Annotated in this window: 24 protein-coding genes, 1 pseudogene and 1 riboswitch; of the genes and pseudogenes, 12 read left to right on the forward strand and 13 right to left on the reverse strand. The window is 71.0% G+C overall.

Annotated features, from left to right (window positions below; translation table 11 throughout):
• Positions 1 to 117 precede the first annotated feature (117 nt).
• The gene (hisN, locus tag ACIA6T_RS15765) at positions 118 to 918 is read right to left on the reverse strand and encodes a histidinol-phosphatase (RefSeq protein ID WP_399447057.1); all 801 of its coding nucleotides are present in this window, start codon (positions 916 to 918) and stop codon (positions 118 to 120) included.
• A gap of 127 nt (positions 919 to 1045) precedes the next feature.
• Here hisN and ACIA6T_RS15770 point away from each other — a divergent pair, with 127 nt between their 5' ends.
• The gene (locus tag ACIA6T_RS15770) at positions 1046 to 1657 is read left to right on the forward strand and encodes a TetR/AcrR family transcriptional regulator (protein ID WP_399447059.1); all 612 of its coding nucleotides are present in this window, start codon (positions 1046 to 1048) and stop codon (positions 1655 to 1657) included.
• 6 nt (positions 1658 to 1663) lie between these two features.
• On the opposite strand, the gene ACIA6T_RS15775 is transcribed toward ACIA6T_RS15770, so the two are convergent.
• The 4 genes from ACIA6T_RS15775 to ACIA6T_RS15790 form a co-directional block, all read right to left on the reverse strand.
• Complete coding sequence (locus ACIA6T_RS15775; RefSeq protein WP_371235838.1) at positions 1664 to 1987, reverse strand: multidrug efflux SMR transporter; 324 nt, start codon at positions 1985 to 1987, stop codon at positions 1664 to 1666.
• A gap of 119 nt (positions 1988 to 2106) precedes the next feature.
• Complete coding sequence (gene rsgA, locus ACIA6T_RS15780; protein WP_399447060.1) at positions 2107 to 3117, reverse strand: ribosome small subunit-dependent GTPase A; 1011 nt, start codon at positions 3115 to 3117, stop codon at positions 2107 to 2109.
• Between the two features lie 9 nt (positions 3118 to 3126).
• Positions 3127 to 4443, reverse strand: coding sequence for a 3-phosphoshikimate 1-carboxyvinyltransferase (gene aroA / locus ACIA6T_RS15785; protein ID WP_399447061.1), 1317 nt, complete (start codon positions 4441 to 4443; stop codon positions 3127 to 3129).
• A 152-nt stretch (positions 4444 to 4595) separates the two neighbouring features.
• The gene (locus ACIA6T_RS15790) at positions 4596 to 5318 is read right to left on the reverse strand and encodes a M50 family metallopeptidase (protein ID WP_399447062.1); all 723 of its coding nucleotides are present in this window, start codon (positions 5316 to 5318) and stop codon (positions 4596 to 4598) included.
• A gap of 58 nt (positions 5319 to 5376) precedes the next feature.
• Here ACIA6T_RS15790 and ACIA6T_RS15795 point away from each other — a divergent pair, with 58 nt between their 5' ends.
• The 10 genes and pseudogenes from ACIA6T_RS15795 to ACIA6T_RS15840 all read left to right on the forward strand — a co-directional run bounded on the left by ACIA6T_RS15795 (position 5377) and on the right by ACIA6T_RS15840 (position 15927).
• Complete coding sequence (locus tag ACIA6T_RS15795; protein WP_399447063.1) at positions 5377 to 6192, forward strand: SOS response-associated peptidase; 816 nt, start codon at positions 5377 to 5379, stop codon at positions 6190 to 6192.
• Between the two features lies 1 nt (position 6193).
• Positions 6194 to 6982, forward strand: a complete 789-nt coding sequence (locus ACIA6T_RS15800; RefSeq protein WP_399447064.1) for an alpha/beta family hydrolase — start codon at positions 6194 to 6196, stop codon at positions 6980 to 6982.
• Between the two features lie 255 nt (positions 6983 to 7237).
• Entirely contained in the window at positions 7238 to 7924 is a 687-nt protein-coding gene (sigR, locus tag ACIA6T_RS15805) for an RNA polymerase sigma factor SigR (RefSeq protein WP_030835166.1), read from the forward strand.
• Positions 7921 to 8232 carry a mycothiol system anti-sigma-R factor gene (gene rsrA / locus ACIA6T_RS15810; protein WP_399447065.1) on the forward strand — a complete coding sequence of 104 codons (312 nt, stop codon included), beginning with the start codon at positions 7921 to 7923 and terminating at the stop codon, positions 8230 to 8232. The genes sigR and rsrA overlap by 4 nt, the downstream gene beginning before the upstream one ends.
• 145 nt (positions 8233 to 8377) lie before the next feature.
• A pseudogene (locus ACIA6T_RS15815) lies at positions 8378 to 9739 on the forward strand (HD-GYP domain-containing protein); the annotation flags it as partial.
• 329 nt (positions 9740 to 10068) lie between these two features.
• Positions 10069 to 11370, forward strand: coding sequence for an HD-GYP domain-containing protein (locus tag ACIA6T_RS15820; protein WP_399447066.1), 1302 nt, complete (start codon positions 10069 to 10071; stop codon positions 11368 to 11370).
• A gap of 102 nt (positions 11371 to 11472) precedes the next feature.
• On the forward strand, positions 11473 to 12453 hold the full coding sequence (locus ACIA6T_RS15825; RefSeq protein ID WP_399447067.1) for a tetratricopeptide repeat protein: 981 nt from the start codon (positions 11473 to 11475) through the stop codon (positions 12451 to 12453).
• Between the two features lie 150 nt (positions 12454 to 12603).
• Complete coding sequence (gene def / locus ACIA6T_RS15830; RefSeq protein ID WP_391789887.1) at positions 12604 to 13254, forward strand: peptide deformylase; 651 nt, start codon at positions 12604 to 12606, stop codon at positions 13252 to 13254.
• A gap of 220 nt (positions 13255 to 13474) precedes the next feature.
• A complete protein-coding gene (cyc1, locus tag ACIA6T_RS15835) occupies positions 13475 to 14560 on the forward strand; it encodes an epi-isozizaene synthase (protein WP_399447068.1) in 1086 nt (361 codons plus the stop codon).
• Positions 14557 to 15927: a cytochrome P450 gene (locus ACIA6T_RS15840; protein ID WP_399447069.1), complete on the forward strand. Its 1371-nt coding sequence runs from the start codon at positions 14557 to 14559 to the stop codon at positions 15925 to 15927. The genes cyc1 and ACIA6T_RS15840 overlap by 4 nt, the downstream gene beginning before the upstream one ends.
• A 16-nt stretch (positions 15928 to 15943) precedes the next feature.
• On the opposite strand, the gene ACIA6T_RS15845 is transcribed toward ACIA6T_RS15840, so the two are convergent.
• Entirely contained in the window at positions 15944 to 16906 is a 963-nt protein-coding gene (locus ACIA6T_RS15845; protein WP_399447070.1) for a GlxA family transcriptional regulator, read from the reverse strand.
• Between the two features lie 93 nt (positions 16907 to 16999).
• On the opposite strand from ACIA6T_RS15845, the gene ACIA6T_RS15850 reads away from it, so the two are divergent.
• Positions 17000 to 17284, forward strand: coding sequence for a hypothetical protein (locus ACIA6T_RS15850; RefSeq protein WP_399447071.1), 285 nt, complete (start codon positions 17000 to 17002; stop codon positions 17282 to 17284).
• Positions 17285 to 17314: 30 nt separating this feature from the next.
• Here the strand turns inward: ACIA6T_RS15850 and ACIA6T_RS15855 are convergent, their stop codons facing one another.
• From ACIA6T_RS15855 to nagB, 7 genes are all read right to left on the reverse strand, one after another.
• Positions 17315 to 18322 carry a ribonucleotide-diphosphate reductase subunit beta gene (locus ACIA6T_RS15855; protein ID WP_399447072.1) on the reverse strand — a complete coding sequence of 336 codons (1008 nt, stop codon included), beginning with the start codon at positions 18320 to 18322 and terminating at the stop codon, positions 17315 to 17317.
• Positions 18322 to 20679, reverse strand: a complete 2358-nt coding sequence (locus ACIA6T_RS15860) for a ribonucleoside-diphosphate reductase subunit alpha (RefSeq protein WP_399447073.1) — start codon at positions 20677 to 20679, stop codon at positions 18322 to 18324. Before ACIA6T_RS15860 ends, ACIA6T_RS15855 begins: the two co-directional genes overlap by 1 nt.
• 123 nt (positions 20680 to 20802) lie before the next feature.
• A riboswitch (cobalamin riboswitch) is annotated at positions 20803 to 20971 on the reverse strand.
• Between the two features lie 15 nt (positions 20972 to 20986).
• A complete protein-coding gene (locus tag ACIA6T_RS15865) occupies positions 20987 to 21493 on the reverse strand; it encodes a GNAT family N-acetyltransferase (RefSeq protein ID WP_399447074.1) in 507 nt (168 codons plus the stop codon).
• Between the two features lie 76 nt (positions 21494 to 21569).
• On the reverse strand, positions 21570 to 23198 hold the full coding sequence (mctP, locus tag ACIA6T_RS15870) for a monocarboxylate uptake permease MctP (RefSeq protein ID WP_399447075.1): 1629 nt from the start codon (positions 23196 to 23198) through the stop codon (positions 21570 to 21572).
• Positions 23195 to 23461: a DUF3311 domain-containing protein gene (locus tag ACIA6T_RS15875; RefSeq protein WP_399447076.1), complete on the reverse strand. Its 267-nt coding sequence runs from the start codon at positions 23459 to 23461 to the stop codon at positions 23195 to 23197. Before ACIA6T_RS15875 ends, mctP begins: the two co-directional genes overlap by 4 nt.
• A 226-nt stretch (positions 23462 to 23687) precedes the next feature.
• On the reverse strand, positions 23688 to 24452 hold the full coding sequence (locus ACIA6T_RS15880; RefSeq protein WP_385051892.1) for a GntR family transcriptional regulator: 765 nt from the start codon (positions 24450 to 24452) through the stop codon (positions 23688 to 23690).
• 157 nt (positions 24453 to 24609) lie between these two features.
• A complete protein-coding gene (gene nagB, locus ACIA6T_RS15885; RefSeq protein WP_399447077.1) occupies positions 24610 to 25395 on the reverse strand; it encodes a glucosamine-6-phosphate deaminase in 786 nt (261 codons plus the stop codon).
• Positions 25396 to 25775: the final 380 nt, after the last annotated feature.

A 25775-nucleotide genomic window follows, 5' to 3' on the forward strand; every position in this document is an offset into this window, starting at 1 on the left:
TCGTTCGCGATTTCACAAGTTCACAAGTGGGGGAGCTCCCAGAGTGGCAGGCAAAGCGGGGGTCAACAAGAGGGCGCGTGCGGCCGGCCGGGGGCGCGCACGCTCACTCCGTGCCGCTCAGTAACGCTGGTTGAGATACCCCAGCAACTCGTCGTGCAGCAGCCCGTTCGACGCGGCCGCGTTGCCGCTGTGCGGTCCCGGCCGGCCGTCGAGCCCGGTGAAACTGCCGCCCGCCTCCGTGACCACGATCGCGGTGGCCGCCATGTCCCACAGCGACAGCTCCGGCTCGGCGCACAGGTCCACCGATCCCTCGGCGACCATCATGTACGGCCAGAAGTCGCCGTACGCGCGCGTGCGCCACACCTCGCGGGTCAGGTCGAGGAAGCCGTCAAGACGCCCCTGCTCCTCCCAGCCGCCGAGCGAGGAGTACGCGAAGGAGGCGTCGGAGAGCCGGGAGACGCGGGAGACGTGCAGCCGGGAGGCCGACGACAGACTGCGGCCGGCGAAGGCGCCGTGCCCCTGCGCGGCCCACCAGCGACGGCCGAGGGCGGGGGCGGAGACGACCCCGACGACCGGCTGGAAGCCTCCCTCACCGGCCTCCATCAGGGAGATCAGCGTGGCCCACACGGGCACCCCGCGCACGTAGTTCTTGGTGCCGTCGATCGGGTCGATCACCCAGCGCCGGGGCCCCGTGCCCTCCACCCCGTACTCCTCGCCCAGGACCGCGTCCCTCGGGCGGGCGCGCTTGAGGTGGCCGCGGATGAGTTCCTCGGCGGCCTTGTCCGCCTCACTCACCGGCGTCATGTCCGGTTTGGTCTCCACCTTGAGGTCGAGGGCCTTGAACCGTTCCATGGTCGCGGCGTCGGCGGCGTCCGCCAGGACATGGGCGAGACGCAGGTCGTCGAGGTAGTCGGGCATGCGACGAACGGTATCTGCCGAGATCGGTGCGGGGCCACCGGGGGCGGGTCCCGCGGACCCTTGACAGTGCCCGACGGCGCGTCAAATCTAACCGCAGGGTCGGCCGCTCGCCCCGAGGGAGGCGAAGATGCCTGCAGCGCGGGAATCTCTGCTGGACGCCGCTTACACGGCACTGGCGCGTCGCCCGTGGTCCACGGTGCGGATGGTGGACGTGGCCGCCGCGGCCGGGGTCTCCCGCCAGACGCTGTACAACGAGTTCGGCAGCAAGGACGGCCTCGCCCGGGCCCTCGTCCGCAGGGAGGCCGACGGCTACCTCGCCGGCGTCGACCGCGCCCTCACCGGCCCCGTGGACCCGCGCGACCGGCTGACCGCGACCGCCGAGTGGACCACCGCCAGCGCCCGTGAGAACACCCTGGTCCGCGCCATGCTCACCGGCTGCTGGGGCGAACGCCTGCCCGCCCCGGGCCTCCCGGCCGTGACGTCCGGATCCGCCGTGCCCGCGCAGCGCCGCGCCGACGGCCCGCTGCCCTCACCCGCCGACTTCGTCGCCCTCGTCCGCGACCGTGCCGTCGCCGTCCTGGCCGGACCCGGCGTCCCCCGGTCCGACACCGCCGACCTGGCCCGCTCCTGCGAGCTGGTGGTCCGCCTCGCCCTGTCCTGCGTCACCGCGCCCCCGGCCGACACCGGCGTCGCCGACCTGGTGCGCGGCGCCCTGCACCGGTCCCCGGCGGTGCCGTAGCAGGGCTCAGTGCGCGGACCCCGACAACTGCAGCCCGATCACACCGACGATCACGAACGTGATCGACACGATCTTCAGCGTCGACACCAGGTCCCCGAGGAACACCATCCCGTAGATGGCCGTCCCCGCCGCGCCGATGCCCGTCCACACCGCGTACGCGGGCCCCACGTCCAGCTTCTTCAGCGCCAGGGTCAGCAGCCCGAAGCTGCCCAGCGCGAACGCGCAGAACGCGATGGTCGGCCACAGCCGGGTGAAGCCGTGCGACAGCTTCAGACACACGGCGAAGCCGGTCTCGAGCAACCCGGCCACTACGACCAGCAGCCACGCCATGTGTCGTCCTCCCGCATTCCCCACGTACAGTGGCCGCTTCGTCAGGTTCGACAGGTTCGGGTCCGGCTCGGTGCGATTATGGACTTACCGTCCGGCGGCCACGACAAACAACGCGGAGGTCAGTCGCCCTCCGTGCGCTCCCGCGTCGCCAGCAGCCGCCGCAGCGAGTACAGCCGCGCCGGATCCGCGTGCCCCTCGGCCACCCACGCGTCCAGCGCGCAGTCCGGCTCGTCGTGACTGCACGCGCGCGGACAGCCCTCCGTGCCCGGCTCCAGATCGGGGAAGGCGTGGATCACCCGGGACGGGTCGACGTGGTGGAGCCCGAAGGACCGCACCCCCGGTGTGTCGATCACCCAGCCCTCGGCGCCCGACAGCGGCAGCGCCAGCGCGGACGTCGTCGTGTGCCGCCCCCGCCCGGTCACCGCGTTGACATGTCCGGTCGTACGCCGCCGCTCCTCCGGCACCAGCGCGTTGACCAGCGTCGTCTTGCCGACCCCGGAGTGCCCCACGAACGCGGTGATCCGGCCGTCCAGCTGCTCCCGCACCCGGTCCGCCGCCTCGCCGCTCTCCAGTTCCGCGCGGCTGGTCACGACGTACGGGATGTCGAGGTCGCCGTACAGCTCCAGCAGCTTGTCCGGCGGCGCGAGGTCCGACTTGGTCAGCACCAGCAGCGGCTCCAGGCCGCCGTCGTACGCCGCGACCAGGCAGCGGTCGATCAGCCGCGGACGGGGTTCGGGGTCGGCGAGGGCGGTGACGACGGCGAGCTGGTCGGCGTTGGCGACGACGATCCGCTCGTAGGGGTCGTCGTCGTCCGCGGTACGGCGCAGCACCGACGCGCGCTCCTCGATCCGCACGATCCGCGCGAGCGTGTCCTTCTTCCCGGACAGATCGCCGACGAGCGCCACCCGGTCACCGACCACCGCCGCCTTGCGGCCCAGCTCACGGGCCTTCATCGCCAGTACGACCCGGTCCTCGACGAGGCAGGTCAGCCGGCCCCGGTCGACGGTCAGGACCAGGCCCAGGGCCGCGTCCTCGTGCTTGGGCCGGATGTGGGTGCGCGGCCGGTTGCCCTTGCGGTTGGGGCGGGAGCGGATGTCGTCCTCGTCGGTGTGCTTGCCGTAGCGGCGCATGGTGAACCCCTACGCCCCGAGCATCCCGGTCCACAGTTCGGGGAAGTCCGGCAGGGTCTTCGCCGTGGTGGCCACGTTCTCGATCTGCACGCCCTCGACCGCGAGGCCGATGATCGCGCCGGCGGTGGCCATGCGGTGGTCCTCGTAGGTGTGGAAGACGCCGCCGTGCAGTCGGCGCGGGCGGATGTGCAGACCGTCGGCGGTCTCGGTGACGTCACCGCCGAGTTCGTTGATCTCCTTGGTCAGCGCGGCCAGCCGGTCCGTCTCGTGCAGCCGGAGGTGGGCCACGCCCCGCAGGGTCGACGGGGAGTCCGCGAGCGCCGCCACGGCCGCGATGCCGGGCGTCAGCTCGCCGACCTCGCCGAGGTCCACGTCGATGCCGTGGACCGACCCGGAGCCGGTGAACACCAGCCCGAACTCGGTCAGCTCGCAGGAACCGCCCATCTCGGTGAAGATCTCCCGCAGCCGGTCACCGGGCTGGGTGGTACGGGCAGGCCAGTCCGGGATCACGACCTTGCCGCCGGTCACCAGCGCCGCCGCCAGGAACGGCTGGGCGTTGGACAGGTCCGGCTCGACGGTCAGGTCCCGGCCCAGCAGGGCGCCCGGCGTGACCCGCCAGACGTTCGGCTCGCCACCCGACTCGGGGGTGTCCACCTGGGCACCCACCGCGCGGAGCATGTCGACGGTCATCCGGATGTGCGGCAGGGACGGCAGCGTCGCCCCGGTGTGGCGGACCTCCACGCCCTGGTTGAAGCGCGGCGCGGACAGCAGCAGGGCGCTGACGAACTGGGAGGACGACGACGCGTCGACCTCCACGGTGCCACCGTCCAGGGCGCCGCCGCCGTGCACGGTCATCGGCAGCGCGCCGCGGTCCTCGTCGTCGATCCGGGCGCCCAGGTGGCGCAGCGCGTCGATGACGCCGTTCAGGGGACGCTCGTAGGAGCGGGGGTCGCCGTCGAAGCGGACGGGGCCGTCGGCGAGGGTGGCGACCGGGGGCAGGAACCGCATCACCGTGCCGGCGTTGCCGACGTCGACGGTGGCCGGGCCGCGCAGGCCCGTGGGGAGCACCCGCCAGGCCTCACCGGTGCCGTCCGGGCCGACGCCTTCCTCGATCTCCACGCCCATCGCGCGCAGGGCGCCGGCCATCAGCAGGGTGTCGCGGGAACGCAGCGGACGGCGCAGCCAGCCCGGCTCGGAGGCGAGGGCGGCGAGGAGGAGGGCACGGTTGGTGACCGACTTGGACCCGGGCACGTGGACCGTCGCGTCGACGGCTCCGCTCGCGTGCGGGGCGGGCCAGAGGGCGGTGTGTGCGGGGTTTCGGGCCATGGGGCCCACTCTATAAGGAGGGGGCTGTGCAGGCCGCTTGTCGGCTGCGGGTCCGTTCCGGCTGGTCGTGCCCACGCGGCGGAGTCGCATGTCGCTACGGCCCCGCGCCCCTTCAGGGAGCTGTCCGCAGCCCGGCCGACGGGCGCTGCGACCTACAGTTCCAGGAGCCACCGACCGCCGCCCAGCAACGCGCACAGGGACACCGCGTGGAACAGGAACAGCCACAGGCCCGCCGGTACGTGGGTCAGGCGGGAGAGCTGGTCCGCGTCCGAGTCGGGCGCGCCGCCGTGGGAGCGTTTGGCCTGGAGTTCGAAGGCCGGGCGTACTCCCCCGAGGAGGAGGAACCAGACCACGGCGTACGCGAACGCCGCCTGCACCTGGGGGCCGGTCAGCCAGGACACCAGGACGAAGGTGCCGCCGGTGACGACCACGGTCAGCGCGCCGTACGCGTTGCGGATCATCACCAGCATCGCCAGCAGCAGCACCGTGGCCAGCCACAGCAGCAGCGTGATGCGGCCCGCGCCGAGCAGCGCGGCGCCGCCCAGCCCCAGCAGCGGGGGAGCGGTGTAGCCGGCGGCGGCCGTGAGGATCATGCCGATGCCGTGCGGTTTTCCGCGGCTGACGGTCAGGCCGCTGGTGTCCGAGTGCAGACGTATCCCCGTCAGCGTGCGGCCGGTGAGCAGTGCCACCAGACCGTGACCGCCCTCGTGGGCGATCGTGACGGCGTTCCGGGACAGCCGCCACAGCCCCTGCGGCACGACGACGGCGGCCGCGGCGACCAGTGTGGCGACGATCACCCACACATCCGGATCGGGCTGGGTGCCGGAGACCTCGTCCCAGAGGGAGGCGAGTGAGGCGGACGCGGTACTGACCATGCTTTCCATCTGTTTCCGATCGCTCCCTCTGCGCGTGGAGTCTGGCAGTGTTGCACGTATGTGCGGACGGTATGCAGCGAGTCGCAGGCCCGAGGATCTCGCGGGAATCTTTGAAATCGACAAGTGGGAGCCGGAGGAGGCCCTGGAGCCCGACTACAACGTGGCGCCGACCAAGGAGGTCTACGCCGTCCTCGACCGTGCCCTGAAGGACGTGGCGGACCCGCGCCCGGTTCGGCAGCTGCGGAAGCTGAAGTGGGGCCTGGTGCCCTCCTGGTCCAAGACGCCCGAAGGCGCCGCCCGGATGATCAACGCCCGCGCGGAGACCGTCCACGAGAAGCCGTCCTACCGCCGCGCCTTCTCCGCCCGGCGCTGCATCCTCCCCGCCGACGGCTACTACGAGTGGGTCACCGGCAAGCAGGAGCGGGACCTGGAGGTCGAGGGGAAGAAGAAGCGGCCCCGCAAGCAGCCCTACTTCGTGACGCCGGCCGACGGCTCGGTGTTCGCCATGGCCGGGCTGTACGAGTTCTGGCGGGACAAGACGCTGCCGGACGACCACCCCCGGGCCTGGTGGGCGACGTGCTCCGTCATCACCACCGAGGCGGAGACGAGCCCGCTCGCCGTGTCGCCGGCGGACGGCCCGCACGTCCTCGCCGAGATCCACCCGCGGATGCCGCTGATGCTCACGCCGGACCGCTGGGACGCCTGGCTCGACCCCGCCCGCACCGACGTCGGCGAACTGCGCGAGCTGCTCGCCCCGCCGCCCTCCGGCCTGATGCGCGCCTACCCGGTCCCCACGGCCGTCAGCAACGTCCGCAACAACGGACCGGAGCTGCTGGAAGAGCTGGCCGCGCCGGAAGAGGGCACACTCTTCTGACGTGACCCCCGACACGACGGACGCGACAGACGCGACGGACGCGACAGACACGACGGATACGACAGACACGACGGATACGACCGAGACCGTGGAGACGGACGCCGGCACCGCCCGCATCACCTGGCATCGCGCACGTGACCGCGCCCGCCTCGTCCTCGCGGTGAGCCACGGCGCCGGCGGCGGCATCGAGGCCCGGGACCTGAGGGCGCTCGCCGCCGGGCTGCCCGCACACGGTGTGACCGTCGCCCTGGTCGAACAGCCCTGGCGGGTGGCAGGCAAGAAGGTGGCCCCCGCGCCGAAGACCCTCGACACCGGCTGGCGCGGCATCTGGCCCGCGCTGGCGAAGCCGGGCCTGCCGGTGATCTCGGGCGGGCGCAGCGCCGGTGCCCGCGTCGCCTGCCGCACCGCCACGGAGCTCGGCGCCCACGCCGTACTCGCCCTCAGCTTCCCCCTGCATCCGCCGGGCAGGCCCGAGAAGTCCCGCGCCGAGGAGCTGCTCGGCACGGGGGTGCCCACGCTCGTCGTCCAGGGCGGCAACGACCCGTTCGGCAGGCCCGGGGAGTTCCCCGGGTACGGGAGTGGCCGCGCGACGGGGGTCCCCCCGGGCGTTCAGCCCTCGGGGAGCGTCGGTGCGAGGGCGGTGGTGGGAGACGGGTGGGCGTACGAACTGGTCGAGGTGCCCCACGGCGATCACGGCTTCGCCGTGCCCAAGCGGGCGGACCTCACGCAGGAGGAGGCCGTGACGGTGGTCACGGACGCGGTCGTCGGGTGGACCGGCACGCTCGGGTGAGGCCCGGGAATGCCCGGACGGCTCCCGCTGTTGGGACGGACGTACATGCCGGTCAACGGCATCGCCGTCGTAGGAGAGGAAGTCCGCCGCATGGGTTCGACCTTCTGCCCGAGTCGCAGTGCCCGCGCCGACCTGGACTGGACGGTGCTGCACGCGGCCAGGACCGCCCCTATTCGGGCGGCGGGTGGACCGGATCGTCGTCTATCCTCCGATTCGGGTGAGACCGCCTTCGGTCTCACGACAACTCTGGAGGAGGTGGGTCCGGTTCCCGGTACCGACGCAGGGACCGAACACGGCCAGGCGGAGCAGCCCGAGGGCCAGGGCGGCACGGGCGCGGAGTCGACCGCGGAGCGCAGCGCGCGCTTCGAGCGGGACGCGCTCGAGTTCCTCGACCAGATGTACTCGGCCGCCCTGCGCATGACGCGCAACCCGGCCGACGCGGAGGACCTGGTGCAGGAGACGTACGCCAAGGCGTACGCGTCCTTCCACCAGTTCCGTGAGGGCACCAACCTCAAAGCGTGGCTGTACCGTATCCTCACCAACACCTTCATCAACTCGTACCGCAAGAAGCAGCGCGAACCCCAGCGCAGCGCGGCCGAGGAGATCGAGGACTGGCAGCTCGCGCGCGCCGAGTCGCACATGTCCACGGGTCTGCGCTCCGCGGAGTCACAGGCGCTGGACCACCTGCCCGACTCGGACGTCAAGCAGGCGCTCCAGGCGATCCCCGAGGAGTTCCGCATCGCGGTGTACCTCGCCGATGTGGAGGGCTTTGCCTACAAGGAGATCGCGGACATCATGGGGACACCCATCGGTACGGTGATGTCCCGGCTGCACCGTGGCCGCCGTCAGCTGCGCGGCATGCTGGAGGACTACGCGCGCGAGCGCGGACTGGTCCCGGCCGGCGCCGGAGAGTCGAACGAAGCGAAAGGCTCGGGGTCATGAGCTGCGGAGAGCCGCACGAGACGGATTGCAGCGAAATCCTCGATCATCTCTACGAGTTCCTCGACCGTGAGATGCCGGATTCCGACTGTGTGAAGTTCGAGCACCACTTCGAGGAATGCTCGCCGTGCCTGGAGAAGTACGGGCTCGAGCAGGCGGTGAAGAAGCTGGTCAAGCGCTGCTGCGGACAGGACGACGTGCCGGGCGACCTGCGCTCCAAGGTCATGGGCCGGCTCGACCTGATCCGCTCCGGCCAGGCCGTCCCCGACCAGGACATCACGGCCTCGCCGACCGCACCGCAGGAGTCCTGACACTCCGCGGTTCCCCGGTCCCTGTGTCACTCGAACGTGCTAATCCGCGGGTTATCGGCCCGTGGAGGCACCCCCCGCCGTCCTAGGCTCCTGAGCCTGGCAGGTGGCAGGTCGGGTGTCGACGGGCACGGTCGGGGAGGGGCACATGGAGGCGTTACCGGCACGGGTCCGCGCGTATGTCGCCTGTGTCACCGTGCTGGGCCTGCTCTGTCCGCTGTCGCTGGTCCCCTCCGCCCCGGTGTCCCCGCCGGGCGGTGCCGGCTTCTCCTGGTGGGCGGTCGCCCTGCTCGCCACGCTGTACGCGGGCTGCGAGCGCCTCACCAGATCGCGTCCGGTCGCCGTCCCGCACCCGGGCGGAACCTTTCACCCCGTCCTGCTCGCCGGCGCCTTCCTGCTGCCACCGCCCGTCGCGGCGCTGGTCGCGCTCCTCGGGGCGCTGCTGCTCCCCGTGGAACAACGCCCGTACCTGGCGCGCAGGCTCTGGCGGACCGGCAGGCTGGTGCTCGCCGTGTGGGCCGCGAGCCGGGTCCATCTGGCGGTCGGCGGCCGCGACGCGGTGGCGGACTGCGACGTCCCGGCCGCGCTCGGCACGGCCGGGGTCGCGGTGCTGGTGTTCTGCTTGGTGCTCACCCTGCTGGACGGCGGCATTCCGGCGTCGGCGCCCGGCGTGCTCCCGCGCGGGAGGCGGATCCCGGCGCCGGCCGTTTGGTGGCGGCTGTTCCTCGGGTCGCTGGCCCCGATCACCGTGCACGGCCTCGCCGGACTCATGATGGCGCTGCTGTGGCGCAGCCCCTACGGTCCCGTGGCCGCGCTGCTGGTGCTGCTGCCGATGGGCGTCTCGTGGTGGGCGTTCGCCCAGTACCACCGGGAGCGGGCCGCCCATCAGGCGACGATCCGCGCCCTCGTCCAGGCCGTCGACATCAAGGACGGCTACACGCGCGGGCACAGCGAACGCGTCGGACGGGCGTCCATGATGATCGCGCGGGAACTCGGTATGGACGACGAGCGCGTCGAGGTGCTCCGCTTCGCGGGCATCCTGCACGACGTCGGCAAGCTCGGCGTGCCCACCCGGCTGCTCACCAAGAACGGCCCGCTGACCCCCGAGGAGCGCCGGGTGATCGAACTGCACCCCGAGTACGGGCACGAGATGGTGCGGGGGATCTCCTTCCTCGGTGAGGCCCGCGCGGCGGTGCTGCACCACCACGAACGGCTGGACGGCACCGGCTACCCCTACGGACTGGCGGGTGGTCAGATCCCGGAGTCCGCGCGGGTGGTCGCCGTCGCCGACGCCTTCGACGCGATGACCTCCACCCGCTCCTACAGCAGGGCACGGCCCGTGCCCGTGGCACTGGAGGAGCTCAGGCGGTGCGCGGGTGCCCACTTCGACCCACGGATGGTGGCCGCGCTGGTCCGGGCGATCGGCCGGTCCGGCTGGCACCCGGCGGTGACCGCCGACGAAGCACGACCCGCCCCCGACGGCACCCGGCCGATCGCCGGTACCCCCGGGCCCGCTACGGGCGATATCCGATCGGCCGCCGATGGCACGCGGTCCGCCTCCGGTGGCATGCGGCCGATCGCGGGTGCTTTCCGGCCTGTCACGGGCGATATCCGATCGGCCCCCGGTGACACGCGGTCCGCCTCCGGCGATACGCGGCCCGTCACCGACGCCCTCCGGCCCGCTACGGGCGATATCCGATCGGCCCCCGGTGACACGCGGTCCGCCGACGGTGGCCCGCCGTCCGCCACCGACGGCACGCGGTCCGCCACCGGTGGTATGCGGCCCGCGGCCGTGCCCAGGTCCGCCGCACCGGTCGTCGGCCGGCCCGGGGCGCGCCGATGAGGCCCCGGCTCCACACCGTCGTGCACCTGTGCGCCGCGGTCCTCGCCGCCGGTTCCCTGGGCAGCACGCTCTACGACGGCGTCGAGGACCGCGGTACGGCCCTCGCCTTCGGAGTGCTCATCGCCGTCGGCGAGCTCACCCGGCGCAACGGGACACGGATCAGGGAGGCCGCGCCGCTCGCCGCCGCGGGTTCGCTGTCGTACGCGCTGCTCGGCGAGACCGCGGGCCTCCCCACCCACCACGGCGCCGCCCAGGTCGTCACCGTGGTGCTCGCCGCCTCCCTGCTCGGCAGCGTGCCGCACGTCGGGCGCGGTGAAGGACCCGCCCTCGACCCGTCGGTCCGCAGGGCGCTGACCGTCGGGTTCGCCGCCGTGTGCTTCCAGCCGCTGTACAACCGGGGCACCTTCGACGGCTGGGGCGGCCCCGCCCACGCGCTGCTCCTGCTCGCCCTGCTCTCCCTCACCGCGCTGTGCGACGCCGTGCTCGCCGCCGCGCTGGCCCACTCCCGCACCGGATGGCCCTTCCTGCCGACGCTGCGCGACGAACTGCGGGCCGTACCCGGCATCGGGGCCGCCGTCATCGCCACGGGCGCGGTGATGGCGCTCGGGGTCGCGGTCGTGGGGCTGTGGGCACTGCCCGTCTTCTCCGTGCCCCTGCTGCTCGCACAGCTTTCCTACCGGCGGTACGCCGCCGTGCGTGCCACCTACCGGCAGACCATCACCTCCCTCGCGCGGGCCACCGAGATCGCCGGATACACCCCGGCCGGGCACGCCCGCCGGGTCGCCGCGCTCAGCCGGGCGGTGGGCCGGGACCTCGGGCTGACCGAACCCGGACTGAGCGTGCTGGAGTACGCCGCCCTGATGCACGACATCGGCCAGCTCAGCCTCGTCGACCCGGTCCCCGACGGCGCCACCGCCGTCCTGCCGGTCACCGAACAGCGGCGGATCGCGCTGCTCGGCGGCGCGGTGGTGCGCCAGACCGGGGTGGACCCGCGCGTGGCCGCGATCGTCGAACGCCAGGCCGACCCGCACCGGGAACAGCCACTCGCCGCACGTATCGTCCGGGTGGTCAACGCGTACGAGGAGAAGTCCCGGGAAGGAGGGCCCGGCGGGCCGCTGACCGCGCTGGAGGAACTGCGCCTGGGAACCGCCGGGGAGTACGCGCCGGAGGTGGTCGAAGCACTGGCCCGGGTGCTGTCACGGAACACGGAGGAGGCGCGTGAACACCAGGGCCGAGCGTGGCGAGGGCCACGAACGGGACTGTCTGACCCCGGCCGAGGCTGGGTAACCCATGGGTAATGAGCGCCCTCGCGGCCGTACGTGGTTGGATGCGAAGAAGAGGGTGTCCGGGGGCGCGGACAGGTACGGCCAGCCCACCGACGGAACTGGCAGGCGGGAATCGTGAGGATCTTCGGCAAGGGACGGCACCGGCCCTCCGCCTCCTGGCGGCAGGCCACGGACCGTGCGTTCACGCTCATCGGCGACGGCCGGTACGAGGACGCGGGAGCGCTGCTGACCCGCGCCGCCGACCTGGAGCCCTGGTTGTCGGAGTCCTGGTTCAACCTCGCGCTGCTGCACAAGTTCCGGCACGACTGGGAGCAGGCGCGGTCGGCCGGTCTGCGGGCCGTGGCGCTGCTCGACCGCGACACGGGCGCTCCCGACTGGTGGAACGTCGGCATCGCCGCCACCGCCCTGCAGGACTGGCCGCTGGCCCGGCGGGCCTGGCAGGCCTACGGACTCAAGGTGCCCGGCCCGGCCACCGACTCCGGTGAGCCCCTCGGCATGGACCTGGGCAGCGCGGCCGTACGGCTGTCCCCGGAGGGGGAGGCGGAGGTGGTGTGGGGCCGGCGCCTGGACCCCGCCCGGATCGAGGTGCTGTCCATTCCGCTGCCGTCCTCCGGGCGCCGCTGGGGCGAGGTCGTCCTGCACGACGGCGTGCCGCACGGGGAGCGGAGCACCGCCGCCGGACACACGTACCCGGTGTTCGACGAGATCGAGTTGTGGGCGCCCTCGCCGGTGCCGACCTGGGTGGTACTGCTGGAGGCCGCGACCGAGGCCGACCGGGACGCGCTGGAGCAGCTGGCCTCCGACGCCGGGTTCGCGGCCGAGGACTGGTCGTCCTCCGTACGGCTGCTGTGCCGGATGTGCTCGGAGTCCCGGATGCCGTCGGACGAGGGGGAGGGCGAGCATCTGGATCCGCACGATCACAGTGAGCCGGGGCATCCGGGGCCGCTGGGGCATCGTACGGACGGGCAGTTGTGGGTGCCGGAGAGGGAGTGCGGGGTGGCTGCGCCGGCTTCCTTGGTCCGGGGGTTGTTGGACGGGTGGGTTGCGGACAGTCCGGACTCGCGGGACTGGCGGGATCTTGAAGAGGTCTGCTGAGGCCGTCGACCGCGTGCGGGTCCGTTGTGGTTGATCGCGCCCACGCGGCGGAGCCGCACATCGACACGGTCCCGCGTCCCTGAAGGGGCGCTTCACCGTACCCTTGTCAGATCACAACCCCGGTTTTACTCAGGAAGGCACACGTCGGTCATGGCTCAGCAGGACACCGATCAGCAGCACGCGGGCGTGCTCCCCGTCGACGGCGAGGGGTACGTCATCGACACGGAGGACTGCGAGGAGCGCGAGACGGCGTGGCGGGAGCGCGGTACCTCGCGCCCGATCACCGTGGTCGGCAACCCGGTGCTGCACCAGGAGTGCAAGGACGTCACGGACTTCGGCGACGAGTTCCAGCAACTGGTCGCCGACATGTTCGCCAGCCAGCGCACCGCCGAGGGCGTGGGCCTGGCCGCCAACCAGATCGGCGTGGACAAGAAGGTCTTCGTCTACGACTGCCCGGACGACGAGGGCGTGCGGCACGTCGGCGTGATCTGCAACCCCAAGCTGGTCGAACTGCCCGCCGAGCAGCGCCGGCTGGACGACAGCAACGAGGGCTGCCTGTCGGTGCCCACGGCGTACATGCCGCTGGCCCGCCCCGACTACGCCGAAGTGACCGGCCAGGACGAGAAGGGCAACCCCGTCCGGGTACGCGGCACCGGCTACTTCGCACGGTGTTTGCAGCACGAGACCGACCACCTCTATGGCTACCTCTACATCGACCGGCTGTCCAAGCGCGAACGCAAGGACGCGCTACGGCAGATGGCCGAGAACGAGCCGCGTTACCCCGTGGTGGCCAACGACTGACCTGCCCTCGGGGCCCCTCCCTCTCCTCACGAACGGCGTCCGATCGAGCACCTTTTCGATCGGGCGCCGTTCGTCTGTGTGGCCTCCGTAGTGGTGAAAGAAGCAAATCCGTTCCCAGAGCGGTCAGTTGTGGTGCTGAATGGAGGTGCGGGGATACGCACGGCGTGCGCCCGGCTCAGGGGTGGGCGCACGCCGACTGGCGGCAGAGAGGGGATTGTTCGTGCATGCTTTGTCACACGGCACCGCATCGACACCGACCACCATCGCAGTTCCACCAGCGCTGTCTCTTCCGGTGATCGAGGCGGCGTTTTCCCGGCAACTCCACCCGTATTGGCCCCGACTTCAACAGGCGACCAGGGCGTGGCTGCTCGAAAAGCGGCTCATGTCCGCGGACAAGGTGGAGGAATATGCCGATGGCCTGTGCTACACCGATCTTATGGCGGGCTACTACATAGGCGCCCCCGACGACGTCCTGCAGGCGATAGCGGACTACAGCGCGTGGTTCTTCGTCTGGGACGACCGGCACGACCGCGACATCGTGCACGGCCGCCCCGCCGCCTGGCTGCGGCTGAAGGACCGGCTGCACAGGGCCCTCGACAGCCCCGGTGACCACCTGGACCACGAGGATCCGGTGGTGGCGGGGCTCGCGGACAGCGTGGAGCGGCTGTACGCGTTCCTGCCGGGCGGCTGGAACGACCGGTTCGCCCGGCACTTCCACGAGGTGATCGAGGCGTACGACCGGGAGTTCCACAACCGTACGAAGGGGATCGTCCCCACCGTCGAGGAATATCTGGAACTGCGCCGGCTCACCTTCGCGCACTGGATCTGGACCGATCTCCTGGAACCGAGCGCGGGCAGTGAACTGCCGGACGAGGTACGAAGGTACCCCGCCTACCGGAAGGCGGCGCTGCTCAGTCAGGAATTCGCCGCCTGGTACAACGACCTCTGTTCCCTTCCGAAGGAAATAGCGGGCAGTGAGGTGCACAATCTCGGCATCAGTCTCATCACCCACGAGGGACTCACGCTCGAAGAGGCAATCGCGGACGTGAGGCGCCGCGTCGAGGAATGCATCAGCGAATTCCAGGACGCCGAACGAGACGCCCTGCGCTTCGCGGACGCTCTCGACGACGGCACGGTGGGAGGAAAGGAAACGAGTGCCGCCGTACGCGCCTGCGTCGGCAACATGCGGAACTGGTTCAGCTCCGTCTACTGGTTCCACCACGAGTCCGGCCGGTACCGGGTCGACAGCTGGGACGACCGGTCCACACCCCCGTACGTCGACAACGAAACGGCAGGTGAGTCATGACCGTCGAGTCGGTGGACCCCGAAACGGCCGGGGAGACCGGACTGCGCGAGCCCCCGGTGGCCGGCGGAGGCGTCCCCGTCCTGGGCCACGGCTGGAAACTGGCGCGCGATCCGCTGTCCTTCATGTCCCGGCTGCGCGACCACGGCGACGTCGTGCGCCTCAAGCTCGGACCGAAGACGGTGTACGCCGTCACCACCCCCGCCCTCACCGGGGCGGTGGCGCTGAGCCCCGACTACATCATCGCCGGACCGCTCTGGGAGTCCCTGGAGGACCTGCTCGGCAAGGAGGGCGTCGCCACCGCCAACGGTCCGCTGCACCGGCGCCAGCGCCGCACCATCCAGCCCGCGTTCAGGCTCGACGCCATCCCCGCGTACGGGCCGATCATGGCGGAGGAGGCGTACGCGCTCGTGGAGCGCTGGCGCCGCGGCGAGGCGCTGGACATCACGGTGGAGTCCTTCCGCGTGGCCGTCCGGGTGGCCGCCCGCTGCCTGATGCGCGGCAGCTGCATGGACGCCCGGGCGGAACGCATCTGCGCCGACCTCACCACGCTGTTCGGCGGGATGTACCAGCGCATGGTGATACCGCTCGGACCGCTCTACAAGGTGCCGCTTCCGGCCAACCGGGAATTCAACCGCGCGCTGGCCGATTTGCATGTCCTGGTCGACGAGATCGTCGCCGACCGACGGGCAGGCGGTCAAAAGCCGAACGATTTGCTGACGGCTTTGCTGGAGGCGGAGGACGAGAACGGCGAGCCCATCGGGGAGCAGGAGATCCACGACCAGGTCCTCGCCATAATCACCGCCGGCAGCGAAACCGTCGGATCCACGATCATGTCGCTCCTCCTGGTTCTCACCGAGCACCCGGAACTCGGCGACAAGATCCGCGACGAGGTGAAATCCGTCGTGGGTGACCGCCCGGTCGCATTCGAGGACGTCCGGAAGCTGACGTACACCGCGAATGTCGTCACCGAGACCCTGCGGCTGTATCCGGCCGTCTGGATATTGACGCGCCGCGCGGTGACCGACACGGAACTCGGCGGATACCGCATTCCCGAGGGCGCGGACCTCATCTACAGTCCGTACGCGATCCAGCGCGACCGGCGGTCGTACGAGCGGCACGAGGAGTTCGACCCCGACCGCTGGCTCCCCGAGCGGGCGGGGGACGTGCCCAAGTACGCGATGAGTCCGTTCAGCGTGGGCAACCGCAAGTGCCCCAGCGACCACTTCTCGATGGCCGAGCTCACGCTCATCACCGCGGTGGTCGCCTCCGCCTACCGCTTCGACCACGCGCCCGGCTCCGACGCCAAGCCCCGGATCGGCATCACGCTCCGACCACGCCGGCTGATGCTGCGGGCGACACCCCGCTGACCCGCGCGGCGCGCGTTCAGGCGGCCTGAGGGCCCCTGAACGTGCGCCGGTAGGCCTGGGGCGTCGTACCGACGGCGCGGACGAAGTGGTGGCGCAGTGCCGCCGCGTTGCCGAAGCCGGTACGGCCCGCGATCGCGTCCACCGTCTCGTCCGTCGCCTCCAGCAGGCGCTGCGCCAGCAGCACCCGCTGGCGCAGGATCCAGCGGTAGGGCGTGGTGCCGGTCTCCTGCTGGAAGCGGCGGGCGAAGGTACGCGGCGACATGTGGGCGCGGGCGGCGAGCTGCTCGACGGTGGTCTCCTCGTCGAGGTGCCGTTCCATCCACACCAGCACATCGGAGACGGTGTCGCCCCCGGACCGCGGCAGCGGGCGCTCGATGTACTGGGCCTGCCCGCCGTCGCGGTGCGGGGGCACCACCATGCGCCGGGCGATCTTGTTGGCGACCTCCGGACCCTGCTCCTTGCGCACCAGATGCAGACAGGCGTCGATGCCGGCGGCGGTGCCCGCGGAGGTGATCACCGGGTCCTCGTCGACGTAGAGCACATCCGGCTCGACCGTCAGATGGGGATACTTCCTGGTCAGCACCTCCGCGTGCTTCCAGTGGGCGGCGGCACGCCGGCCGTCGAGGAGTCCGGCGGCGGCGAGCACGAACACCCCGGAGCAGACGCTGAGCACCCGCGCGCCCCGGTCCACCCCTCTGCGCAGGGCGTCCAGCAGCTCGGGCGGGAACTCCCGGGACACATAGGAGGAACCGGCGGGCACGGCGATGAGGTCCGCCGTCTCCAGGCGCTCCAGACCGTGCTCGACCTGGAGGGAGAAGCCCGTGTTGGTGCGCACCGCCGGGCCGTCGGCCGAGGCGACGGCGAAGTCGTAGACCGGCAGGTCGTCGTCGCTGCGGTCGACGCCGAAGACCTCGCAGACGACACCGAGTTCGAAGGGGTTCACACCGTCGAGGAGGACGGCGGCCACGTTCTGGAGCATGGCTCCAGTGTGCCGCGTCCATGGCAGTAAATCGAGGGTGTACGGCAGTCCTGCCACTGCCGGTAAGGAGCATCGGGCGGGACAGTGGTGTCCATGGATACGACGCGGATACAAGCACTGACCTCGATGGTGGCCGTCCTCGGCCTGTTCGTCCTCATGACCCTGCCCGCGCTGATCGGCATCGCGCGCGAGCGGCGGATCGACCGGCAGATCAAGCGGGCCGAGGCCGCCCGAGCCGCCGCCGGGCGACGTGAGGAGCCGGCGGTCTCACGCCCGGCGGTCTCACGCCCGACGGTCTCACGCCCGGCGGTCTCACGCCCGGCGGTCTCACGCCCGGCGGCGAATGCCGCACCGCACCGCACCGCGCGAGCGGCGTGACGGCGGGGCGGCACCCGGGCGCCCGGCTGTCTAGAAGTCCTCGTCCAGGTCGACCGTGCCCTCCACGGCGACCTGGTACGCGGACGGCCGCCGCTCGAAGAAGTTCGTCAGCTCCTGGACCCCCTGCAACTCCATGAAGGAGAACGGGTTCTCCGAGCCGTACACCGGCGCGAAGCCCAGCCGGACCAGCCGCTGGTCGGCGACGCACTCCAGGTACTGCCGCATCGACTCGGTGTTCATGCCCGGCAGCCCGTCCCCGCACAGGTCCCGCGCGAACTGCAGCTCCGCCTCGACCGCCTCGCGCAGCATGTCGGTGACCTGCCGGCCCAACTGCTCGTCGAACAGTTCCGGCTCCTCCTTGCGCACGGTGTCGACCACGTCGAAGGCGAAGGACATGTGCATCGTCTCGTCCCGGAACACCCAGTTGGTGCCGGTGGCGAGGCCGTGCAGCAGACCCCGGCCGCGGAACCAGTAGACGTAGGCGAAGGCGCCGTAGAAGAACAGGCCCTCGATGCACGCGGCGAAGCAGATGAGGTTCAGCAGGAAGCGGCGGCGGTCGGCCTGTGTCTCCAGCCGGTCGATCCGCTCCACCGAGTCCATCCACCTGAAGCAGAACTCCGCCTTCTCCCGGATGGACGGGATGTTCTCCACGGCCGCGAAGGCCGCCGCCCGGTCGTCCGGGTCGGGCAGATAGGTGTCGAGGAGCGTCAGATAGAACTGGACGTGCACCGCCTCCTCGAAGAGCTGCCGCGACAGGTACAGCCGCGCCTCCGGGGAGTTGATGTGCTTGTAGAGCGTCAGCACCAGGTTGTTCGCCACGATCGAGTCGCCCGTCGCGAAGAACGCGACCAGCCGTCCGATCAGGTGCTGTTCCTCCGGGCTGAGCTTCGCCAGGTCGGCGACGTCCGAGTGGAGGTCGACCTCCTCCACGTGCCAGGTGTTCTTGATGGCGTCCCGGTAGCGCTCGTAGAAGTCGGGGTAGCGCATGGGGCGGAGAGTCAGCTCGAAGCCGGGGTCGAGCAGGTTCTTGGTGGTCATCACTGGCAGGCCTCGCAGGACTCGGGGTTTTCCAGGGAGCAGGCGACGGCCTCGGGGTCGGCCGCCTGCGGGACGGGAGTGGTGGCGCGCGCCGCGCGGGCGATCCGGGTCGCCGGGCGGGAGCGCAGGTAGTACGTGGTCTTCAGGCCCTGCTTCCAGGCGTACGCGTACATCGAGGAGAGCTTGCCGATGGTGGGCGTCTCCAGGAACAGGTTCAGCGACTGCGCCTGGTCCAGGAACGGGGTGCGGGCGGCGGCCATGTCGATCAGACCGCGCTGCGGGATCTCCCACGCCGTGCGGTACAGCCGTCGCACGTCCTCGGGGATCCACGCGAAGTCCTGCACGGAGCCGTTGGCTTCGCGCAGTGCCTCACGGGTCCGCGCGTCCCACACGCCGAGCCGCTTCAAGTCGTCCACCAGGTACGAGTTGACCTGGAGGAACTCCCCGGACAGCGTCTCGCGCTTGAACAGGTTGGAGACCTGCGGCTCGATGCACTCGTACACGCCCGCGATCGACGCGATGGTGGCGGTGGGCGCGATCGCCAGGAGCAGCGAGTTGCGCATCCCGGTGGCCGCGATCCGCGTCCGCAGCGCCGCCCAGCGTTCCGGCCAGGAGAGCTCGGCGTCGTAGTGGTCGGGGTGCAGCACGCCCCGGGCGGTACGGGTCTTCTCCCACGCCGGGAGCGGGCCGCTGCGTTCGGCGAGGTCGGCGGAGGTCTCGTACGCGGCGAGCATGATCCGCTCGGCGATCCTCGTGGACAGCGCCTTCGCCTCGGGGGAGTCGAAGGGCAGCCGCAGCTTGAAGAAGACGTCCTGGAGGCCCATGGCGCCGAGACCGACGGGACGCCACCTGGCGTTGGAGCGGCTCGCCTGCCCGGTCGGATAGAAGTTGATGTCGACGACCCGGTCGAGGAACGTCACAGCGGTGCGCACCGTCTCGTCGAGGCGCTCCCAGTCGATGTCCCCCCGGTCCACGAAGGCGCCGAGGTTGACCGATCCCAGGTTGCAGACCGCCGTCTCCCCGTCGTCGGTGACTTCCAGGATCTCCGTGCAGAGGTTCGAGGAATGGATGACGTGGCCCGGCTCGGCGGTCTGGTTCGCCGTCCGGTTGGCCGCGTCCTTGAAGGTCATCCAGCCGTTGCCGGTCTGCGCGAGGGTGCGCATCATGCGGCCGTACAGCTCGCGGGCCGGGAGGGTCTTCCTCGCCAGGCCCTTCGCCTCGGCGGCCCGGTACGCCGCGTCGAACTCCTCGCCCCACAGGTCGACCAGTTCGGGCACGTCCGCCGGGGAGAACAGCGACCAGGGCGCGTCGGCGTTCACCCGGCGCATGAACTCGTCCGGCACCCAGTGCGCGAGGTTCAGATTGTGCGTACGGCGGGCGTCCTCGCCGGTGTTGTCGCGCAGCTCCAGGAACTCCTCGATGTCGGAGTGCCAGGTCTCCAGGTAGACCGCCGCCGCGCCCTTGCGCCGGCCGCCCTGGTTCACGGCGGCGACCGAGGCGTCCAGCGTCTTCAGGAACGGGACGATGCCGTTGGAGTGCCCGTTGGTGCCGCGGATCAGCGAACCCCGGGCGCGGATGCGGGAGTAGGACAGGCCGATGCCGCCGGCGTGCTTCGAGAGGCGGGCGACCTGGTGGTAGCGGTCGTAGATGGAGTCCAGCTCGTCCTTGGGGGAGTCGAGGAGGTAGCAGGACGACATCTGCGGGTGGCGCGTGCCGGAGTTGAACAGCGTGGGGGAGGAGGGCAGGTAGTCCAGGCGGCTCATCAGCCCGTACAGCGCGGCGACCTCGTCCACGGAGCGGGCGCCGTCGTCCTCGGCGAGTCCGGTGGCGACCCGCAGCAGGAAGTGCTGGGGCGTCTCGACGACCTTGCGGGTGACCGGATGCCGCAGCAGGTAGCGGCTGTGCAGGGTGCGCAGGCCGAAGTAGCCGAAGCGGTCGTCGGCCCCGGTGTCGATCAGCGCGTCCAGACGGGCGGCGTGCAGCCGGACGAACGCGGCGGTCCGGTCGGAGATCAGGCCCTCGCGGTGCCCGGTCGCGACGGACCCGGTGAACGAGGTGACGCCCTGCGAGGCGGCCTCGGCGCGGATGCCGATGGTCAGCAGCCGGGCGGCGAGCCGGGAGTAGGCCGGGTCCTCGGAGATGAGCCCGGCCGCCGCCTCGGTGGCCAGCTCCCGCAGCTCCGCCTCGTCGGCGGAAGCGGACCGGCCGCGCAGCGCGGCGGCGGCGACCCGGCCGGGGTCGGCGTCGGGCAGGTCGGCGGTCAGCTCGGTCAGGGTCCGCAGCAGCGCGGCACCGGGGCCGCCGCTCTCCTCGGGCACGTCGATCGCTGAAGCCGGATCGGCTGGCGCGATGGTCACGTGGGGCTCTCCCTCGCTCGGCACGGGGGCCTCGAAGAGCGCAGGGGGCAGTACACGAGCGCACGCGGCGTCGCGTCCACCGGCCCATTCCGCGAGGCCCGGACGTCAGGGCACCCGGACCGGACGGCCGGGCGCACTGTCGGCAGGTCCTCGGACTGACGCCCGTGCACACGCGTACGCGGGCATGGGTACACCGTTGCGGGACAGTTCCGGATTCACACCGGATTCCCCTGCGACGACAGCGAGCATGAGCATACATCTTGTGTCGGGTGCCGCCAGCAACCCCATATCTTGTGTCGCGCTGGTCTCAGAGTGTCAACTCATAGGTGAGGAGCATGATGTCGTCCAGCTCCGGCAGCGGGTTCCAGTCGCGTTCCGGGGTGCGGGTGAAACCGAGCCGTTCGTAGACGCGGTGGGCGGCACGCATGGTGCGCTGGGTCGACAGCACGACCCGTCCGCACCCCTCGACGGCCCGCGCCCGGTCCACGCAGGCACGCACCAGGGCCTCCCCGGCACCCCGTCCCCGGCCCGCGCGGGCGACCGCCAGCATCCGGATCTCCGCCTCGCCCGGCCCCGCTATGTCGGCCATCGGACCGGGGCCCGGCACGAAGGTCACCCCGCCCAGCACCGACCCGTTCGCCACGGCGACCAGCACCTCGGCGGCGGCCGCCCGTTTCCCCACGTTCCGCAGCTCACCGAGGTACGCGTCGCTCTCCCCGAAGTCGAGCAGCCCGTCCAGCAGATAGGCCTGCGCGGTGATCTCACCGAGTTCCTCGTGCTCGCCGGGTTCCACCGGCCGGATGACGATGTCCATGGGGGGAGTCTGCCGGACGGGTACGACGACGGGCCGCCGGATTTCTCCGGCGGCCCGTCGTCGTACGTCACCGGCGTCAGTGGCTGCTGCCCGCCGTGGCCGGCGGAAGCTCCACCTGGACGCCGGGGTCGCCCGCGTCCGCCGTGTAGTCCTGCGGCTTGGTCTCGTCGATGCCCTCGGGAGCCTTGACGGCCCTCAGGACGAAGGTCAGGACGACCGTGACCAGGACGTTGAGCACGAACGCGGTGAGGCCGATGTAGCCGATCTCCCCGATGCCCGGGATCTCCTTGGACGACCCGCCGAAGTGCTTCTGCGTCGGCGAGGCCACCCCGTACGCGGCGGCCGTGCCGTAGACCATGCCGACCGCCCAGCCGCCGATCAGCGCCCAGCGGTGGAACCAGCGGGTGAACAGGCCGCCCACCAGCGCCGGGAAGGTCTGCAGGATCCAGATGCCGCCGAGGAGCTGGAAGTTGATCGCGACCGTCTTGTCCATGGTCAGGACGAAGACCAGCGCGCCCACCTTCACCAGCAGGGACACGATCTTGGAGACCTGGGTCTCCTGCTTCGGCGTCGCGTCCGGCTTGATGAAGTCCTTGTAGATGTTGCGGGTGAACAGGTTCGCCGCCGCGATCGACATGATCGCCGCCGGTACCAGCGCGCCGATGCCGATGGCCGCGAAGGCCACGCCCGCGAACCAGTCCGGGAACATGTTCTCGAACAGCTGCGGGATCGCCAGCTGGCCGTTGTCGACCTTGACCCCGGCCGCGATCGCCATGAAGCCGAGCAGCGCCAGCAGGCCCAGCATCAGGGAGTACAGCGGAAGGATCGTGGTGTTGCGGCGGATCACCTCACGGCTGCGCGAGGACAGCGTCGCCGTGATCGAGTGCGGGTACATGAACAGCGCGAGCGCCGAGCCGAGCGCCAGCGTGGCGTACGTCCACTGGCCCGCCTCGCCCGGCACCAGCGCACCGCGTGGCGCGCCCGTGGCCGGGTTGGTCTGGCCGTACGCCTCGCTCGCCTTGGCGAAGATCTCGTCGAAGCCGCCCAGCTTGATCGGGATGTAGATGATCGCCACCGCGATCACGATGTAGATCAGCGTGTCCTTGACGAACGCGATCAGCGCGGGGGCCCGCAGACCCGACGAGTACGTGTACGCCGCCAGCACGCCGAAGGCGATCAGCAGCGGCAGGTCCTTGACGAACCAGTTGGTGTCCTCGCCGCCGCCGACACCCATCACGTCCAGCACGGCCTGGATGCCGACCAGCTGGAGCGCGATGTACGGCATCGTGGCCAGGATGCCGGTGACCGCGACGGCCAGCGACAGCCCCTTCGAGCCGAACCGGCCGCGCACGAAGTCGGACGTCGTGACGTAGCCGTGCTTGTGCGACACCGACCACAGCCGGGGCAGGAAGGTGAAGATCAGCGGGTACACCAGGATCGTGTACGGCACCGCGAAGAAGCCGGCCGCGCCCGCCGCGTAGATCGCCGCCGGTACGGCCACGAACGTGTACGCGGTGTACAGGTCGCCGCCGAGCAGGAACCAGGTGACCCAGGTCCCGAACGACCGTCCGCCCAGGCCCCACTCGTCGAGGCTGTGCTCGTTCTCGGCCTTGCGCCAGCGCGCGGCCATGAACCCCATGGCCGTGACCAGCAGGAAGAAGAAGATGAAGACGGCGAGTGCCACGCCGTTCACGCCGTCGTTCACTGCGACGCACCGCCCTTCGCGGCCGAGCGGGCGCGCTGGTCACGCTGCCAGAGCTTGTACGCGATCATCGTCAGGGCGGTGGAGACCAGCACCCACAGCATCTGGTACCAGTAGAAGAACGGGATGCCGATGAACGTCGGGTCGGTCTTCGCGTAGGACCCGACCCACAACATGGCCACGAACGGTGCGACGAGACAGAGGGCGATGACGACGCGCACGGGCGTCACCACCGGTCCTCCTGTGGTTTCTGGGGCTTGTGACATCAGACGGTTCCCGTCCCCTCACTGATCACCGGCGTCAATGCGCGGAAATGTAGGGCAGGGCGTAGCGCGGTCGTAACCCCTCGTCCGCATAGCGGTACCCAGGTGCCGCTCAACCGAGAGACAACAGCAACGAAAACCTTGTCGACCGCCCGTTTCGTCGGGTTTCGCGAGCCCGCTCAGGGCCCGCTCGGGGCCCGGTACGAGCCCTCTGCGGCCTGCTGCGGACTCAGTCCTGGGGGCGCTTCAGGCGCGCGACGAACTTGTACCGGTCGCCCCGGTACACCGACCGCACCCACTCCACCGGCTGTCCGTCCCGGTCCCGCGAGTGCCGGGACAGCATCAGCATCGGCAGACCGACGTCGGTGCCGAGCAGGCCGGCCTCGCGCGGGGTGGCCAGGGACGTCTCGATGGTCTCCTCGGCCTCCGCGAGATGGACGTCGTACACCTCGGCGAGGGCGGTGTAGAGGGAGGTGTACTTCGTCAGACTGCGGCGCAGCGCGGGGAAGCGCTTGGCGCTCAGATGGGTGGTCTCGATGGCCATCGGCTCGCCGTTGGCCATGCGCAGCCGCTCGATGCGCAGCACCCGCCCGCCGGCCGTGATGTCGAGCAGCCCGGCGAGCCGGTCGTCGGCGGTGATGTAGCCGAGGTCCAGCAGCTGCGAGGTGGGCTCCAGACCCTGGGCGCGCATGTCCTCGGTGTACGACGTGAGCTGGAGCGCCTGGGAGACCTTGGGCTTGGCGACGAAGGTCCCCTTGCCCTGGATGCGTTCGAGGCGCCCCTCGACGACCAGCTCCGAGAGCGCCTGGCGCACGGTGGTGCGCGAGGTGTCGAACTCCGCCGCCAGGGTGCGCTCGGGCGGGACCGGAGTGCCGGGCGGCGCCGTCTCGGTCATGTCGAGCAGGTGCTTCTTCAGCCGGTAGTACTTGGGCACACGCGCGGTACGGACCGTGGTCCCACCCTCGTTCTCCGCACTGCTGACGTCGGTGCTCATGCTCTGCCTTCCCGGCTCCGGGTGCCGAAACGACCGACATCCCCATCGGCCGCGGCTGACATCGTGGCACGGCTCGGGGCGGGGGTGTGCCCCGCACGCTCCGTGATCCCCTTTGTATACCCCCGGGGCGGGGGCTGGTCCAGACCACAGGGGGCGGTCAGATCCCCTGCCACTCCGGCTTGTTGGCGTAGGTGTGCCGGAAGTAGTCGGCGAGCTTCAGCTCGGCGGCGGCGGCCTCGTCGACGACCACCGTGGCGTGCGGGTGCAGCTGGAGCGCGGAGGCGGGGCACACCGCCGCCACCGGCCCCTCGACGGTCGCGGCGACCGCGTCCGCCTTGCCCTCGCCGGTGGCGAGCAGGACCAGGTGGCGGGCCTCCAGGATGGTGCCGATGCCCTGGGTGATGACGTGGTGCGGTACCTGGTCGATGTCGCCGTCGAAGAAGCGGGCGTTGTCCACCCGGGTCTGCTCGGTCAGCGTCTTGATCCGGGTGCGGGAGGCGAGCGAGGAGCACGGCTCGTTGAACCCGATGTGCCCGTCCGTGCCGATCCCGAGCAGCTGGAGGTCCACGCCGCCGGCCCCGGCCAGCTCCCTGTCGTACGCCTCGCACGCGCCCTGCACGTCCTCGGCGGTGCCGTCGGGGCCCATGAAGGCGTCCATCCCGATCCCGAGCGGCTCCAGCACCTCGCGTCGCAGCACCGAGCGGTAGGACTCGGGGTGGTCGGCGGGCAGTCCCACGTACTCGTCGAGCTGGGCGATCCGCGCCCGGGAGGTGTCCACGGCGCCGGAGTCCACCTGGGCCGCCAGCGCCTGGTAGACGGGCAGCGGCGTCGAACCGGTCGCCACGCCCAGCAGGGCGTCGGGCTTGCGTCGCAGGAGCTGTGCCATGGCCCCGGCGATGAGCTCGCCGCCCGCCTTGGCGTCCGCAACGATGACAACTTCCACGGTGGGCCTGCCGATCTTGAGGAGGACTCGACTGGGACCGGATCCGTGAGCACGGATCCGTGCGGTGATGCAATGTGGTTTAGACCAATCTCAATCTAACAGAGCGGGTGCGGTGGCCGCGCGCCGAAATTGCCTTGTCCGACCGGCCCCGTGGGGGAACCCCACGGGTTAGGCTGCGTGACGGACGCCCGCGCGGCACCGATGGGACGAACGGCGTCCGACGCATTTACAGGGACAGTGGTCTAGTCCACAATGCGTAGTAGGGCACACCAAGCCTGCCTTCCCCGCACAGGAAGGCGGAACCGAGGAACCGGAGCTCTCTGCCCTGACTGCCCCGGCTCCTCGTCCCTCGGCCGACCGGGACCGCACACCCCACGGCC

Origin of the sequence: Streptomyces sp. NPDC051740, assembly GCF_044453165.1 — a bacterium.
GTDB classification, from domain to species: domain Bacteria; phylum Actinomycetota; class Actinomycetes; order Streptomycetales; family Streptomycetaceae; genus Streptomyces; species Streptomyces atrovirens.